Source organism: Mucilaginibacter sp. R-33 (assembly GCF_049949235.1).
Lineage (GTDB): Bacteria > Bacteroidota > Bacteroidia > Sphingobacteriales > Sphingobacteriaceae > Mucilaginibacter.
Window position 1 is genome coordinate 1188483 of sequence record NZ_CP188089.1, and the last position, 16420, is coordinate 1204902.

The 16420-nt window shown below is 44.8% G+C and carries 13 protein-coding genes; 12 read left to right on the forward strand and 1 reads right to left on the reverse strand.

Features of this window, described 5'->3' with window-relative positions:
* The 12 genes from ACP26M_RS05235 (at window position 1) to eutC (ending at window position 15728) form a co-directional block, all read left to right on the forward strand.
* A complete protein-coding gene (locus tag ACP26M_RS05235) occupies window positions 1–1557 on the forward strand; it encodes a phosphatase PAP2 family protein (RefSeq protein WP_188832627.1) in 1557 nt (518 codons plus the stop codon).
* 29 nt (window positions 1558–1586) lie between these two features.
* The gene (locus ACP26M_RS05240; RefSeq protein WP_426586798.1) at window positions 1587–2402 is read left to right on the forward strand and encodes a hypothetical protein; all 816 of its coding nucleotides are present in this window, start codon (window positions 1587–1589) and stop codon (window positions 2400–2402) included.
* A 106-nt stretch (window positions 2403–2508) separates the two neighbouring features.
* Complete coding sequence (locus tag ACP26M_RS05245) at window positions 2509–3615, forward strand: hypothetical protein (protein ID WP_426586800.1); 1107 nt, start codon at window positions 2509–2511, stop codon at window positions 3613–3615.
* An 89-nt stretch (window positions 3616–3704) separates the two neighbouring features.
* Entirely contained in the window at window positions 3705–4781 is a 1077-nt protein-coding gene (locus ACP26M_RS05250; protein ID WP_426586802.1) for a hypothetical protein, read from the forward strand.
* A 124-nt stretch (window positions 4782–4905) separates the two neighbouring features.
* Window positions 4906–5409, forward strand: a complete 504-nt coding sequence (locus ACP26M_RS05255) for a RidA family protein (RefSeq protein WP_426586804.1) — start codon at window positions 4906–4908, stop codon at window positions 5407–5409.
* 124 nt (window positions 5410–5533) lie between these two features.
* Window positions 5534–6646, forward strand: a complete 1113-nt coding sequence (locus ACP26M_RS05260; RefSeq protein ID WP_426586806.1) for a D-TA family PLP-dependent enzyme — start codon at window positions 5534–5536, stop codon at window positions 6644–6646.
* A 13-nt stretch (window positions 6647–6659) separates the two neighbouring features.
* Window positions 6660–7730 (forward strand): dipeptidase, encoded by a 1071-nt coding sequence (locus tag ACP26M_RS05265; RefSeq protein ID WP_426586808.1) that lies wholly within the window; start codon window positions 6660–6662, stop codon window positions 7728–7730.
* 204 nt (window positions 7731–7934) lie between these two features.
* Complete coding sequence (locus tag ACP26M_RS05270; RefSeq protein WP_426586810.1) at window positions 7935–10535, forward strand: MGH1-like glycoside hydrolase domain-containing protein; 2601 nt, start codon at window positions 7935–7937, stop codon at window positions 10533–10535.
* A 221-nt stretch (window positions 10536–10756) separates the two neighbouring features.
* Window positions 10757–11686, forward strand: a complete 930-nt coding sequence (locus ACP26M_RS05275) for a sugar phosphate isomerase/epimerase family protein (RefSeq protein ID WP_426586813.1) — start codon at window positions 10757–10759, stop codon at window positions 11684–11686.
* A gap of 281 nt (window positions 11687–11967) precedes the next feature.
* Window positions 11968–13320 carry an ethanolamine permease gene (gene eat / locus ACP26M_RS05280; RefSeq protein WP_426586815.1) on the forward strand — a complete coding sequence of 451 codons (1353 nt, stop codon included), beginning with the start codon at window positions 11968–11970 and terminating at the stop codon, window positions 13318–13320.
* 97 nt (window positions 13321–13417) lie between these two features.
* A complete protein-coding gene (locus ACP26M_RS05285) occupies window positions 13418–14788 on the forward strand; it encodes an ethanolamine ammonia-lyase subunit EutB (RefSeq protein ID WP_426586817.1) in 1371 nt (456 codons plus the stop codon).
* A 181-nt stretch (window positions 14789–14969) separates the two neighbouring features.
* The gene (eutC, locus tag ACP26M_RS05290; RefSeq protein WP_426586819.1) at window positions 14970–15728 is read left to right on the forward strand and encodes an ethanolamine ammonia-lyase subunit EutC; all 759 of its coding nucleotides are present in this window, start codon (window positions 14970–14972) and stop codon (window positions 15726–15728) included.
* A 93-nt stretch (window positions 15729–15821) separates the two neighbouring features.
* Here eutC and ACP26M_RS05295 read toward each other — a convergent pair whose 3' ends face one another.
* Entirely contained in the window at window positions 15822–16337 is a 516-nt protein-coding gene (locus ACP26M_RS05295; protein WP_426586821.1) for a DUF4251 domain-containing protein, read from the reverse strand.
* Window positions 16338–16420: the final 83 nt, after the last annotated feature.

The window sequence follows — 16420 nt, forward strand, 5'->3', positions numbered from 1 at the left end:
ATGAAAAAAACTATACTTAATATATTTACAATCACAGCTTTGGCGGCGGTAACCTTTAGCTCATGCCGAAAGGATATTTTAGACCGTACTTCGCTGTATCCCGCACTTAAACCCTCAAATCTTGACCTTACTGCCGATACCTGGAACCCCGTGCTTGTTAAAGATTTTAGTGTGTTGAACGTAGGCGCGCCTGATGCTGTTACATCACCGGCCTATGTAGCCGACCTGAACGAGATCAAAGGATTACAGAAAAATCTAACCAGTGATCAGCAGTCAAAGATCCAATATTGGAGCGCGGGCTCTGTATTAAGATGGAATGAGATTTTGCGCGAACTGGTAGCCAAACATAATATACCGCCATACCAGAACCCTGATGGTACTTATCCGGCTCCAAGTTCTACCAATCCTTTTAATTACCCCGAATTTCCGTTTTCAAACCCGCCTTATGCTGCACGTGCCTACGCTTATGTAAGTGCTGCACAATATGATGCGCTGATAGCTGCATGGCATTTCAAAAACGTTTATAAACGTACAGCACCATATAAAAATGACTCGGGTGTTAAAGCACTGATCCCGGCATCCGAACTGCCCTCATACCCAAGCGAGGACGCGGTAGTATCTGGTGCGACATCTGAGATCATGAAATTATTATTCCCTGCGGATGTAGCCTATATACAACAAAAGGTTGATGAAGAAAGATTATACAGGATGGCATCAGGAGCTAATACCCGTGGCGAATTTGCTGCCGGCGAATCGTTAGGCAGGCAGGTAGCCGCCATATTTGCCACCCGCGCCCGTAATGATGGTGCAGGCAAGGCCGGCGGTTCTCCCGCTATCTGGAAAAACTTTGAAACCATCACCGCTGCAAAAGGCGAGCAATTTTGGGTGAGCCTGGAAACCCCCAAAAGGCCACCAATGCTGCCGTTGTTTTCAAAAGTTACGCCTTTCTTGTTCGATTCAACTACTGTAGCTGCAATCAGGCCCCCGGCTCCGTACGCAACAAATTCAGCCGAATTTAAAAAAGAAACAGAAGAAGTATTGTCATTCAGTAAAGACCATAGCCGCGATCATGAAGAGCTGGTTGCTTTCTGGGCCGATGGTGCTGGTACTTATACGCCTACAGGTCACTGGAATGCTATTGCAGCTGATGAATTTGTAAAACAAAATTACAGCGAAGTACGCTGGGCTCGTAACTTTGCCTTGTTAAACATGGCCGAAATGGATGCTGCTATTGTATGCTGGGATACCAAATATTTTTACTTTAACCAGCGTCCGTCGCAAGCCAATCCAAATATCAAAACCTTAACCGGGGTGCCAAACTTCCCGGCTTATACATCAGGCCACTCTAACTTTAGCGGTGCGGCTGCTACTGTGCTAACCTATTTGCTGCCTGATAGGGGGAGTAAATTTACCGATATGGCGCATGCGGCGGCTATGTCGAGGTTGTATGGGGCTATTCATTATCGTAGCGACTGCGAAGTTGGTTTGGTAACCGGAAATAAAGTTGGCCAGTACGCAGTTAACAGAGGGAAGGCTGATAGGGCAGACGCGAAATAACAGGATGTTGATTTGAGGACGAATAAACAATGCGCAGCTTAACAAAGGATCAAAAGATATATTTCACACTTCGCCTTGCGGTGATTATGTGTTTCATTGGGCATGGTGCTTTTGGAATTATCACCAAGCAGATCTGGTGTAACTACTTTGGTGTTTTTGGAATAGGTAAAGAAATGGCCTATGCCCTTATGCCATATGTAGGTACCGTTGATATATTGATGGGGATTTCTATGCTGGTTTATCCAACCCGCGCCGTTGCTGCATGGCTGGTGGTTTGGGGACTGGCTACGGCATCTATGCGACCACTATCAGGCGAACCTTTTGCCGAGTTCATTGAACGGGCCGGCAATTACGGAGCTCCATTTGTATTGCTGCTGATCCAGGGCGGCTTCCCGACCGGAAGAAAACAATGGTTTACCCGTATGGATGATAGCGTGAGTATTAATGCTGACACGCTGCATAAGGTTGTTACCTGGTTAAAGGTATTTGCCTTTATGCTGCTGATAGGGCATGGCTGGCTTAACCTCATCCAAAAGCAAGGTTTGTTGAACCAATACCACGCCCTTGGTTTTGCCGATCCCGCTAAAGCAGCCCTGATTGTTGGCCTGTTTGAGGTGTTGGCCGCGTTTGCGGTGCTTATTCGTCCTTTTAAAAATGTACTCCTCGTTTTTATTATATGGAAAATATCCAGCGAGCTCTTTTATCCCAAATACGAAATGTTTGAGTGGATAGAACGTGGCGGGAGCTATGGTATATTGCTGGCCTTATGGTTTGCACTTAAGAAAGCCCCTGCCGGATCTATACTTTGGCCTTTTAAACATACCTCACATTTAAGAGCAAGCTAAATCATCAAAACAAAAAAATATCTACTGAACAGGGTGAAAATTACCCTGCCCTATAAACTTACTAACCAAACAATTGCAAATGCAAACCAACACTTTTAATAACACTATGAAAAAACCGGTCCTGAAATTTATTGGCGTTATAACGATCATCATATTTACAACCTTTGCAAAAGTAAACGCACAAGGCTGTGTTGCCATCAGAAGTACGGGTGGCCTATGTACTATGGATGAACATCCCGATAGTATTACCAATAGCGGTAGCTGGCTGTTAAACAGTAATAACCGGTATTTTCGTTCTTATAAACATTTTGTGGGTACCAAAGAGCAAAAACAACGTATTGCGCAGGGAACTAATGTAATTAATCATTCATATACGCAGGATCTTACTTTAACCCGCATATTCAATAACCGTTGGTCGTTTGCTGTGGACTTGCCGATAGTTGACAACAGCCGTTCATCATTATATGAGCATGGCGGTAAAGAACGTTTGCAAACTCATTCATTTGGTTTGGGCGATGTACGTTTAACCGCTTATGCATGGCTGCTAAACCCGGCCAAGGCGCGTCGCGGAAATATCCAGGTTGGGTTGGGTATAAAATTGCCAACCGGAAACTATAATTACCAGGATTATTTTTACCATACAGCTGCCAATGATGGCAAAACCCTTGGTCCCGTTGATCAGTCTATCCAGTTAGGTGATGGCGGCACCGGTATCACTACCGAGATTAATACATATTATAATTTCACGCATCAGTTTGGCTTATACGGAGGCTTTTACTACCTCATTAGTCCAAGGGAGCAAAATGGTGTGTCATCGGCCCGTGGGGGTACGCCAAGTGCCAAGGCGGTTGCCAATGGAAGCGACGTAATGAGTGTGCCCGACCAGGTAATGATCCGCGGTGGTGCAAGTTATGGTGTCAGCAAGTTTGATTTTTCGGCCGGTGTTCGTTACGAATGCTTGCCCGTGCATGACCTAGTAGGTGGCAGTAATGGCTTCCGCAGGCCTGGATATATCATCTCTGCCGAGCCCGGCGTTACCTATCGTGTTAAATCATTTTCAATTTATGCTTTTGTTCCTGTAGCATTAAAACGCGACCGCACTCAAAGTGTACCGGATAAAATTACAACCCGCTTAACAGGAACTTATGCCCAGGGTGATGCTGCATTTGCAGATTATGCCATTAACGTAGGAGTAACTTTTAGAATTAAATAAAGAATTGGCTTGTCGATTAAAGCCGGGCGTGAATCCCCGGCTTTATTTAACCAATCATTTACAAAACGCCTTAACGTAAACATTATATTATGAAACATACTTTACAATTTCTTTTTTGTACAGCGATATGCCTGACGTTAACTTATACTGGTGTGCATGCCCAGGGCTGTGTTGCCATTAAGGCTGATGGCCCGTTCAGCAACATGGAGCATACTACTCAGGATACCTCATACAAAGGCTGGGAGCTTACCGCTTCGTGGCGCTATTTTAAATCGTTCCGTCATTTTAAAGGCAGCGATGAGCAAAAGCAGCGCCTGGTGATAGGTAACGAGGTGATTAACCATCAGCATACTTTTGATCTAAACCTTACCCGTAATTTTAATCAGTATTGGTCGGTATCTGTTGGTGTACCGTACCTTGTTAACACCCGTTCTTCATTATATGAGCATGGCGGTAAAGAGCGCCGTAAGTCATACTCCCAAGGTATTGGTGATGCCCGCATCGTTGTTAACAGGTGGTTGTTTGACAGCCGCAAAAGCAATGGTAATATCCAGGTTGGTTTAGGTATTAAGCTGCCTACCGGCGATTTTAATTATAAATCACATTTCTACAACGTGATCCCATCCGAACGCCCTGTTGATCAATCTATCCAGTTAGGCGATGGCGGCGTTGGCATCATTGCCGAAGCAAATGGCTACCTGGGTTTTGGCAGTGGGTTTAGCGGGTATAGTAACCTGTATTACATGAGCAACCCGCGCAATACCAACGGTACTCGTACTTATCGCGAAACATTAAGCGCTACGCTTGCAAACGAAGCTATTTCAAGCGTGCCTGATCAGTATCTTGCCCGTTTAGGTGTTAACTACACCATAGCGCATGTGTTCACTATATCAGCAGGCGGTCGTATTGAAGGGATCCCTGTTCATGACCTGATCGGTAAAAGCGATGCTTTCCGCCGCCCGGGTTATATTATTTCGGCCGAGCCATCCCTAAGCTACGCCTTTAAAAAGGTGAGCATTTTTGCCAGCGTGCCCATCGCCCTGAAACGCGACCGCACACAAAGTGTTACTGATAAAGAAAACTCGATAGCCACCGGTAAATATGTTATCGGCGACGCGGCATTTGCCGATTATGCTATCAATTTTGGAGTGTCGTTTAAATTTTGAGATTATATATACTACTTAGTTGATTTGGTGAAGCCGGGAGTGAGATCCCCGGCTTTTTTATTTAAACTAATTTTTCGGAATTAAATTCTCTTCGGTGGGCTGCATTCGTGTAAAATTATTTTTTATGGATACTTTTTTACTTAAAAACAATAGTTTTACGTTCATGAACACTCCCGAAGAAAACTTTGCAGCGCTGGGTTTAAATCTGCCGCCTGCACCAAAACCACTTGGCGTTTATAAACCATGTTTAGTTGATGGCAAATATTTATACCTGTCGGGCCATGGTCCGGTACAGGATGATGCTTCGCTGATTATTGGCCGCATTGGTGATACCGTAAGCCAGGAAGCTGGCAAGCTCGCCGCACAACAGGTTGCTTTAACTATGCTTGCTACCATTAAAGCCAACATCGGCAGTTTCAATATGATAAAACGTGTTATAAAAGTGTTGGGTATGGTTAACTGTACACCCGAATTTGAAAAGCACCCATTCATCATAAATGGCGCAAGTGAACTTTTTGCCAAAATTTGGGGCGAGGAGAATGGCATAGGCGTACGCAGCGCGGTAGGTATGGGCTCATTACCCGATAATATCCCCGTTGAAATTGAAGCGCTGTTTGAATTAGAATAAAATCTACAATTTCCATTCTGTAGAGACGCATAATTGCGTATCCCGCTTGCAGAGGTACCATAATGGCGGCTCTGTATATTCGAAGACGCAATTATGCGTCTCTACATGAAAAAATAATTAAACCATGACCGTTAACTGGTATAATATACAGGATATTGATGAGTTGGATACCCCGGCACTGGTGGTTTACCCCGACAGGGTTAAAACAAACATAGCCACGCTTACCGGCATGATTGATGATATTAAGCGTTTGCGCCCACATGTTAAAACCTATAAAAATGCCGAAGTTACCGCTTTACTGCTGGAGGCCGGCATCAGTAAGTTCAAATGCGCTACCATCGCCGAGGCCGAACTGCTGGCCATAAGCAAGGCCTCCGATGTTTTGCTGGCTTACCAACCCCAGGGGCCTAAACTGCACCGTTTCATCAGGCTGATCCATGCTTATCCGCATACGCGTTTTTCGTGTTTGGTTGATAACTCCACATCGGCAAAGGAGATTTCTGACGAAGCGGTAAGATTTAATGCTAATGTCGATGTTTATCTGGACTTGAACGTAGGTATGGACCGTACAGGTATAACGCCAGGTTTTGAAGCTTTGCAGCTTTATATGGATTGCGGTGTATTGCCGGGTATTAACCCGGTAGGCTTGCACGCTTATGACGGCCACATTCATGATGTCGATCTGCAAAAACGGGCCGAACGCTGTGAGTTTGCATTTGCCCCCGTACTTAAATTGCAACAAACCATAAAAGGTAAGGGCTATCCCGAACCGGTTATCGTGGCTGGTGGTTCGCCAACTTTTTCCATTCACACTAAACGTAAATACGTTGAATGCAGCCCCGGTACGTTTGTTTACTGGGACAAAGGCTACCAGGTGGGTATGCCCGAGCAGGATTTTTTGCCTGCCGCACTGGTTATTACACGTGTAATCTCTCTGCCCGGCGCAACAAAGCTTTGTCTGGATGTTGGGCATAAGTCGGTTTCGGCAGAAAATGAATTAAGTAAACGCATTTACTTTTTAAATGCGCCCGAACTTTACCCGGTAAGCCAAAGTGAAGAACATTTGGTAGTTGAAGCGGGACCCAATCACCAATATAAGGTAGGCGATGTGCTTTATGGTATTCCGCACCATATTTGCCCTACTGTTGCGTTATACGAGCGCGTTTATACTATTGAGCACGAAAATATAAGCGGCGAGTGGCTCAACGAGGCCCGCGACCGCAAGATCACCATTTAATTTCCCCTAAGCAATGTTTGTTGTAGATGCCCATTTAGATTTAAGCATGAACGCACTGGAGTGGAACCGCGACCTCACGCGCCCGCTGGCTGAGGTAAACCAACGCGAGAGAGGTTTAACTGATAAACCCGATCGCGCCAAAGCGGTTGTTACCTTGCCCGAATTACGTAAAGGCAACATTGGCCTGGTAGTAGCTACACAGATAGGTCGTTACGTAGCACCGGATAATCCCTTGCCGGGTTGGCATTCACCTGAGCAGGCTTGGGCGCAAACGCAGGGACAGGTAGCCTGGTATAAAGCCATGGAAGATGCCGGGGAAATGGTGCAGGTGAATGATTTGTCATCACTTGAAAAACATCTGGAGCTCTGGAATGATGGCACACCGGCGGAAAAGAAGCCGGTGGGATATATTTTGAGTTTGGAAGGCGCTGACTCTATAGTAACTGTTAAATACCTGGAGCGGGCATATAATTATGGCCTAAGGGCGGTTGGGCCAGCGCATTATGGCCCCGGCAGGTATGCGCAGGGCACGGATGCTACCGGTTACATGGGGCCAAAAGGTCATGAATTATTGAAAGAAATGGAGCGCCTGAACATCATTTTAGATGCAACCCATTTATGTGATGACAGCTTTTGGGAAGCACTTGATCATTTTAATGGGCACGTTTGGGCCAGTCATAACAATTGCCGTGCGCTGGTGAACCATAACCGCCAGTACAGTGATGAAATGATCAAAGCCCTGATAGGCCGTGGCGCGGTAATCGGTGCAGCCCTTGATGCCTGGATGATGGTGCCGGGCTGGGTGAGGGGTGTATCCACACCAAAAGGAATGAACTGTAATATGGAAGTCATGGTTGATCATATCGATCATATTTGCCAGATAGCCGGTAATGCCCTGCACGTAGGCATGGGCACCGATCTTGACGGCGCTTTTGGCAGGGAGCAGTGCCCTTATGACCTGGAAACAATTGCCGATTTGCAAAAAGTACCGGATCTGTTAAAAAAACGTGGCTATACGGATGCGGATATCCAAAATATGATGCATGGCAACTGGCTCAGGTTTTTAAGGAACGCCTGGGCATAAATCAGTTGGCAGTTTTTAGTTTGCAGTGGGTTGTTTAGACACTGGTCGAAGCGATAGCACTAAACGAATAACAACCTTCAAATTCTGCCTATTCTTCATAGTACGGTAAAACAAACCGTACCTTAACGTATTTTTACCTAATTAAATCTACTTTGCAAAACACTTACCTTAAATTGGGGATAGTGTAAATTTGCTATCTATACTATGAATGCAGAACAATCAAGGTTAAAGGATACAGGCTGGAAAAAGTGGGGACCTTATGTGAGCGACCGCCAGTGGGGTACCGTGCGTGAGGATTACAGTGCCAACGGTGATGCCTGGAACTATATTACCCATGACATGGCCCGCAGCAAGGCTTACCGCTGGGGTGAGGAGGGCATAGCCGGTATTTGCGACAGGCAGCAATACCTTTGCTTTGCAATTGCGTTGTGGAACAAAAAAGACCCTATTATTAAAGAACGCTACTTTGGCCTGAGTAACCCCGAAGGTAACCATGGTGAAGACGTAAAAGAGATGTACTATTATTTAGATAGTACGCCTACGCACTCATACATGAAAACGCTATATAAATATCCGCAAAATGAGTTTCCGTACAAATGGCTGGTTGATGAGAACAAACGTCGTGGCCGCCAGGATCCGGAGTTCGAACTAATGGACACGGGGATATTTGATCGTAACGAATACTTTGATGTATTTACCGAATATGCAAAAAACGCCCAGGAAGACATCCTGATAAAAATAACCGTTCATAACCGCAGTGATAAAGATGCACCGGTTAATGTAATGCCGACCTTATGGTTCCGCAATACCTGGGGCTGGGGATATGACTCGCGTAAGCCTGATCTGTCGGCTTCTTCAGATAAAGCAGTAAGTGTTTTTCATAAAGATCTTGGTCAAATGTGGTTGCATACCGAGGGCGGCGGTCAACTATTGTTTTGTGATAATGAAACCAACTCGCGCAGACTATATAATTACGATGATGGCCGTAAATATTATAAAGACGGTATAAACGATTATATTGTACGTGGTGAGAATACCGTAAACCCTAAAAATATGGGTACCAAAGCAGCGGTAAACTACGATCTGAATATCCCGGCGGGGCAAAGTGTAGTCTTGCGTTTGCGCCTGTCTGAAGATGCCAATTATAGTTTCGAGGATTTTGACGAGGTTTTTGATATTCGTCAAACAGAAGCCGATCAATTTTATAATGATATCCATGGCGCTACAATGAACCCTGATCGTCGCCTTATTCAGCGGCAGGCGTTTGCCGGTATGCTATGGAACAAGCAGTTTTACTATTCAGATATCCGCCATTGGCTGGGCGGCGATAAAGGGATGCCGCGGCCTCCCGCACAAAGAGAAAAGGCCCGTAACAGCAAGTGGGCACATCTGAATACCCGTGATATTATTTCGATGCCCGATAAATGGGAGTATCCCTGGTTTGCAGCCTGGGACCTGGCTTTTCACTGCCTGCCGCTGGCAACCGTTGATATGGCCTTTGCCAAAAATCAGTTGATTTTGCTTACCCGCGATTGGTATATGCACCCTAACGGCCAGTTGCCGGCCTATGAATGGGACTTTGGCGATGTAAACCCTCCGGTACATGCCATGGCCGTATGGAACGTTTATAAAACTGATAAAGAAAACAATAACGGTAAGGGAGATACCTATTTTCTGGAGCGGGTTTTTCACAAACTCATGCTCAATTTTACCTGGTGGGTTAACCGTAAGGACCAATCGGGGAACAATATTTTTGAGGGTGGTTTCCTGGGCATGGATAATATTGGCGTTTTCGACCGTAACATGCATTTACCCTCCGGGCAGCATTTAGAACAAGCCGATGGCACCAGTTGGATGGCCATGTATTCGCTTAACCTGCTTCGCATTGCCACCGAGCTTACCGAAACCGACAAAGCTTACGCTGATATCGCTTCCAAGTTTTTTGAGCATTTCATTTATATTGTTGGGGCCATGTCAAACCTGGGCGAAAACAATGAAGGCCTTTGGGATGATGACGACGGCTTTTTTTATGATCAGATCCGTTTCCCTGATGATGGTTCTATTAAAATGCGGGTACGGAGCATCGTAGGGCTGATTCCACTGTTTGCTACCGAGGTATTAGATGAAAAAGATATTACGGAAAGCCCGGTGTTTAAAGACCGCATGAAATGGTTTGCCGAAAATCGCCCCGATCTTGCATCGCTGGTTTCACGCTGGAATGAGAAGGGGAGCAACGGTAAGCACCTGATAAGTTTGCTGCGTGGTTACAGGATGAAGTCATTGCTCAAATACATGTTAGATGAAAATGAGTTTTTAAGCGACTATGGGATCCGTTCACTTTCAAAGTATCACCTTAAACATCCTTATCACGTTTCGGTAAATGGAGTTGAATTTGGCATATCCTATGTGCCGGGCGAGAGTGACAGCGGTTTATTTGGTGGTAACAGTAACTGGCGCGGCCCTATCTGGATGCCCATCAATTACCTGATTATTGATAGTTTGCACCGGTTCCATATGTTTTATGGCGATGAGTTTAAAATAGAATGCCCAACCGGCTCGGGAAATTTTATGAACCTGAAAGAGGTAGCTAACGAACTATATGCCCGGGTTTCCAAACTGTTTATGAAAAACGAAAATGCTGAGCGGCCGGTGTATGGTAAAAATTCCAAACTGCAAACCGATCCGCATTTTAAAGATCACATTTTGTTTTATGAGTTTTTTGATGGCGATACAGGTCTTGGTTTAGGTGCCGCACATCAAACCGGCTGGACAGGACTGATTGCCAATTGTTTGTATCTGGAATAGGGTGTATGTATATAATAACCTGGCACGGTGCTATAAATCAACACTGTGCCATGGTTGGACTGCTGCAGATCATGTACACCCTTCCATCTGTCAATCGGCCTTCAGCGTTATGCTTTTAGCTTGATATAATTATTGTGTAAAAAAGACACAATAAAATTTCTTTGCTCATTATTAATTAATTAGCTTTACTGTACCAGTTAATTATTAACCATTATCGAAGCATGAATTACAGCAGAAGAAATTTTATTAAAGGCACCGGGGCATTGGTGCTTGGCGGCATGGCCTTATCGGGCAAAGCGGCAGGTTTTTTGACTAATATGGAGCATCATCCTGTTGGGTTACAGTTGTTTACTTTTTTTGGCGTTATTGACGAAGATGTTAAGGGTACGCTTAGCAAAATAGCCGCTATTGGCTACAAAGAAATAGAATCGGCTTTTAGTAAAAAAGGCGGATACTATGGTATGAAACCTAAAGAATTTAAAGCTATGGTGAATGACCTGGGCATGAGCTGGACTTCGCACCATGTTCTTGGCGCTCCGTTTAAACTGCCACCGGGAGCAAAAATGCCTGCAGGTGCAGATGGTAAGCCGATGGTATTGCCTCCTGTATTGAACCTGCGCGATAATATGCAGCAGGTGATTGACGAGGTTGCTGAAGGCGGCGTTCAATACCTGGTTTGTGCTAATTCGCCTACGGCTACACTTGAAGAAATAAAAGGCACCATTGAGGTATTAAACAAAACAGGGGAGGCTGCAAAAAAAGCGGGGATCCAGTTTGCTTATCATAACCATGATATGGAGTTCCATGCAGTTGATGGCAAAGTACCCTATGATCTGCTGCTAAGTGAAACCGATGCAAATAATGTAAAAATGGAGCTTGATTTGGCCTGGGCTGTTAAAGCAGGTAAAAATCCGGTGGAGATGTTTAAGGAGCACCCGGGGCGTTTCCCGCTTTGGCACGTGAAGGATCTGGACGCCGGCAGGGGAAATATACAGCCGGTAGGTGGCGGCACCATTGATTTTAAACCGATTTTCGCGGCGGCGAAATCAGCAGGGATGCAGCACTTTTTTGTCGAGCATGATATGCCTAAGGATGCCTTTGCAAGTATTACCGCAAGTATGGCTTATTTGAAAGATAAGTTAATGGTTTAAATAGGAAAAGTAGTTTGAATCACTAACTGTTGATTGTTTTTATAATAGAATGACAGCGGGTAAATTGAATTTTACCCGCTGTTTTTGTTGTTAGTGGCTATGGGCAGCTTTGAGTTTTGTGCTGTTTTGGTTTGTAAGCTTTTTCATATAAGATGATGCTGTAATTTGTTGTGTTTTTTTAAAAAGCAGGGCTTAACAATTCCATAATGTGCCGTAATTTTGATTTAACCTGCCTGTTGAGTAATTTAAGGCGATAAAATATTTATTTATAACAGCGGCGCATGGCAGAAACATCTACAGAACATTTAAAAAGGGTTTTGAAACCTATCCATTTATGGGCCATAGCCGTAGGTCTGGTTATTTCGGGCGAATATTTCGGGTGGAATTTGGGATGGGCTGTATCCGGCACTATAGGTTTGCTCATAGCCACCCTGGTTATCACCTTAATGTACATTACATTTATTTTTAGTTATACCGAATTAACTGCCTCCATACCTCATGCGGGCGGCGCTTTTGCTTACGCATATCGAGCCATGGGGCCATTTGGCGGGCTGATAGCGGGTTATGCAACGCTTGTGGACTTCCTGGTCGCTACGCCTGCCGTGGCGGTTTCTTTGGGAAGTTACCTTCACTTTTTATATCCGGTAATTCCTATAACTGCGGCCGCCATGGGCTTTAATGTTCTTTTTATCCTGCTCAATATGTTGGGCGTAAAGGAGTCGGCAACCTTTTCGGTGTTCATTACCATACTTGCTGTGGTTGAACTAATGCTTTACCTCGGCATTGTGTCGCCGCATTTTAAAATGGTAAACTATCTTACAAATCCTATGCCTTTTGGTTGGGCTGGCGTATTTGCAGCCTTGCCTTTTGCAGTTTGGTTTTACCTCGCTATTGAAGGAGTAGCCATGGTGGCCGAAGAAGTGGAGAACCCCAAAAGGAATATCCCACGTGGCTATATTTCGGCGATCATAACATTGGTGGTGCTGGCTTTAGGCGTAATGATCATAACCGGTGGCCTGACCGACTGGCGTAAGCTAAGCCATTTGGATTATCCGCTGCCCGAGGCTATTGGTATTGTATTAGGTAAGGGCAATGGTTTAACGAAAGTATTTGCCAGTATAGGTTTATTTGGACTGATCGCGTCGCTGCATGGTATTATTCTCGCCTCTTCGCGGCAGGTGTTTGCCATGGCACGCAGTGGATATTTACCCCGGATGCTATCTGATATTAACCGCAGGTTCAAAACGCCGCATTGGGCCCTTGTGATAAGCGGTATAGTAAGTTCCATCTTCATTTATAAATTTAAAACAGATCAGATCATCATGCTCTCGGTACTGGGTGCAGTGGTTATGTATATCATGAGTATGCTGAGCCTGTTTATACTACGCAAAAAGGAGCCGCGCTTAAACCGGCCCTTCCTGGCCCCGGTATACCCGGTTTTCCCGGCAATAGCTTTGGTTATTTGTGTAGTATGCTTATTTGCTACTATATATTTTAACCCCGATATGAGCCTCATTTTTGCAGGAGGATTAGTAATTGTATTGCTGATTTTTATAGTGATGGGTAAACATAAAGTTGCATTAACAGAAGACATGATGAGCGCACCGATGGATGATGAGGTCATTAATCATTGAGTCATAAGTCATTTGTTTGTTCGCTTTTTGAATAATGACCCAATGACATAATGATTGAAAAAAATGACCCAATGATCAATGACATAATGATATAAATATGTACCGCCACAACATACATCACCGGGTTTATAAATTTCCCAACCTTAAAACGTTACTGGGGAAGGCTTCGCCTTATCGCTCGGGCGATGAACTGGCCGGGCTTTGTGCCGCCGGGTATGAGGAACGTGTGGCTGCACAAATTACCCTGGCCGATGTGCCGCTTAAAAATTTTTTAAACGAAGTGGTGATCCCTTATGAGGATGATGAAATTACCCGCCTTATTATTGATGATCATGATGAGACAGCCTTTAGCCACATCAGTCATTTAACGGTTGGTGAACTGCGCGATTGGTTATTAAGTGATGAAACTGACTGTGCTACTTTAACAACTATAGCTCCCGGCTTAACACCCGAAATGGTTGCTGCAGTATCTAAATTGATGCGTAACCAGGATCTGATTGCCACGGCCAATAAATGCCAGGTAGTTACCCGCTTTCGCAATACTATCGGTTTAAAAGGGCATTTCAGTACCCGTTTACAGCCCAACCACCCAACTGATGATCCGCGGGGAGTAGCGGCCAGCATTATCGACGGTTTATTATTTGGCAGCGGCGATGCTGTTATAGGCATCAACCCGGCAACTGATAGTCCAGCGGCGGTAAGCAGTTTATTAACTTTGATGGATGACTTACGGCACCGTTTCGACATTCCTACACAAACCTGCGTGCTAAGCCACATAACTACCACATTACAATTGGTTAACGAAGGTGCCCCTGTCGACCTATGTTTTCAATCTATTGCAGGCACGGAAAAAGCTAATGCCAGCTTCGGGGTTAATTTAAGCTTGATTGAGGAAGCTTACCAGGCCACACTATCGTTAAAGCGGGGTACTGTTGGCAATAATGTAATGTATTTTGAAACCGGACAGGGTAGCGCCCTATCGGCCAATGCCAATTTCGGGGTAGATCAGCAAACCTGCGAAGTGAGGGCCTATGCCGTCGCCCGTAAGTTTAATCCTTTGCTGGTGAATACTGTAGTTGGTTTTATTGGCCCCGAATATTTGTATGATGGCAAACAGATTATTCGTGCCGCGCTTGAAGATCATTTTTGCGGAAAACTGCTTGGCTTGCCCATGGGAGTTGACGTTTGTTATACCAATCATGCGGAAGCCGATCAGGACGATATGGATAACCTGCTTACGTTGCTTGGTGTAGCGGGTTGCAACTTCGTGATGGGTATTCCGGGCTCGGATGATATTATGCTTAATTACCAGTCAACATCGTTTCATGATGCCCTTTACCTGCGCAAAGTATTAGGCTTGAAACCAGCCCCCGAGTTTGAGGGGTGGTTGATAAAGCAGGGGATTGTTGATGACAAAGGCTATATGCTGCCTGTTAGGGAGCATGGCTTGCTGGGTGGGATTTTTTAAGGTGAATGGAAAACGCGAATGGTAAAAGGTTCTTTATAGTGACGATAAAATCATGTCTTTGCGAGGAGCCGTGTGGACATGAGCATTCGGGGCGACGTGGCAATCTCATAGCTATACAAATTGGACATGCAATTGTTACGGGATTGCCACGCTACGCCAGCAATGACATTTTTTTTATTGAATGAAACGAAACATCCCACATGAAATTGGGCCATTGAAGGCTTTGCAGGAGTTTACTTCTGCAAGGATAGCTATTGGCCGGGTGGGAACGAGTATCCCCTTGAAGCAATCGCTTGAGTTTAAACTGGCGCACGCACATGCCCGGGATGCTGTATATTCTGAATTAAATTTAGGCAAACTAAGTAATTCACTTAAACACTTTGAACAACCTATTCTGCACCTGCACAGCCAGGTAACCGACCGGCGGCAGTATCTGCAACGCCCCGATCTTGGACGTAAGCTTAATGAGGCCTCATTGAATGAGCTTAACAGCTACAGTAATGAAAGTGATGTAGCCATTATGATAGTTGATGGCCTCTCTGCAACGGCGGTAAATGAAAATACCGTTGGCTTGCTCGACGCGCTAATTCCTTTATTAGTTGCTAATGGCTTAAAGCTTGCGCCGATAAGCCTGGTGGAGCAGGGCCGGGTAGCTATTGGGGATGATATTGGATATGGATTGAATGCTAAACTTTCGCTGATCCTGATAGGTGAACGCCCTGGTCTAAGTGCCGCGGATAGTCTTGGTGCATATCTTACCTATAACCCCAGGCCCGGTTTGACAGACGAATCACGAAACTGCGTTTCCAATATCCGCCCCAAAGGTTTAACCTATAAAAAAGCAGCAAGGAAAATTTTCTATTTAATTAACGAAGCATTTAAACGGAAACTGTCGGGAGTGGAGCTGAAGGATAACGCGGGGCTTATAGCTGAAGGTTGATAAGCTGAACGCCGAAAGCAAAAGGCCCAAAGCTTTATGCTCCGGGCCAATTTTACTGCTTTAAGCCTTGGGCTTTTAGCTTTTAAGCTTTACCTACTTACTTTTTCTCGCTTCCACATAACCATTAAATGATATTGGATCACGGTTACTGCTAATCACTTGCAGGGAGCCGTAGCCATCCTGCGAAATACTCAGGTTAAATGTTTGCACATCGCGCCAGTCGGCTATGTTTTTTTCTTTGGGTTTAATAGTGATATTCCAGCCCTTGCCTTTTGGGGTCGATGAGTATGTAAACTTTGTAGTATTAACTTTGATTCCGCCATCTGTTGTTCCGGGAGGTGGAGCTACATAGGCCCTGCCAAAATAAGGTAAGAATGATACAATGGTATCTTTACTTACTGTGAGATCGTAATCAGAGGTAAGCGGCCTTGTACCGCCACGCATCGGCAAAGCGTAGTTTGCTTTAAAAACAAAGTTTTGATCATCGATCATTTTTTTGATCTCAGCTTGCCTTGCCGCTTTTTTCTCGGCTTTGGTCTGGGCATAAGTTACGTTAAGCCCAATAAATATGAATGCAGCCACAATGGCTATCTTGTTTAAGATTTTCATGATATAAATGTTTAAATATTTAGACGGCAAAGAGTTATTTAGGTTTAAGTACTCTCAAATTTAAACAATCTTTTAAACAAAAA

Excerpts from the sequence above, each read along its gene's own strand:
- ACP26M_RS05235 (WP_188832627.1), top strand. The coding sequence starts at position 1 with ATGAAAAAAACTATACTTAATATATTTACAATCACAGCTTTGGCGGCG.
- ACP26M_RS05240 (WP_426586798.1), top strand. The coding sequence starts at position 1,587 with ATGCGCAGCTTAACAAAGGATCAAAAGATATATTTCACACTTCGCCTT.
- ACP26M_RS05245 (WP_426586800.1), top strand. The coding sequence starts at position 2,509 with ATGAAAAAACCGGTCCTGAAATTTATTGGCGTTATAACGATCATCATA.
- ACP26M_RS05250 (WP_426586802.1), top strand. The coding sequence starts at position 3,705 with ATGAAACATACTTTACAATTTCTTTTTTGTACAGCGATATGCCTGACG.
- ACP26M_RS05255 (WP_426586804.1), top strand. The coding sequence starts at position 4,906 with ATGGATACTTTTTTACTTAAAAACAATAGTTTTACGTTCATGAACACT.
- ACP26M_RS05260 (WP_426586806.1), top strand. The coding sequence starts at position 5,534 with ATGACCGTTAACTGGTATAATATACAGGATATTGATGAGTTGGATACC.
- ACP26M_RS05265 (WP_426586808.1), top strand. The coding sequence starts at position 6,660 with ATGTTTGTTGTAGATGCCCATTTAGATTTAAGCATGAACGCACTGGAG.
- ACP26M_RS05270 (WP_426586810.1), top strand. The coding sequence starts at position 7,935 with ATGAATGCAGAACAATCAAGGTTAAAGGATACAGGCTGGAAAAAGTGG.
- ACP26M_RS05275 (WP_426586813.1), top strand. The coding sequence starts at position 10,757 with ATGAATTACAGCAGAAGAAATTTTATTAAAGGCACCGGGGCATTGGTG.
- eat (WP_426586815.1), top strand. The coding sequence starts at position 11,968 with ATGGCAGAAACATCTACAGAACATTTAAAAAGGGTTTTGAAACCTATC.
- ACP26M_RS05285 (WP_426586817.1), top strand. The coding sequence starts at position 13,418 with ATGTACCGCCACAACATACATCACCGGGTTTATAAATTTCCCAACCTT.
- eutC (WP_426586819.1), top strand. The coding sequence starts at position 14,970 with ATGAAACGAAACATCCCACATGAAATTGGGCCATTGAAGGCTTTGCAG.
- ACP26M_RS05295 (WP_426586821.1), bottom strand. The coding sequence starts at position 16,337 with ATGAAAATCTTAAACAAGATAGCCATTGTGGCTGCATTCATATTTATT.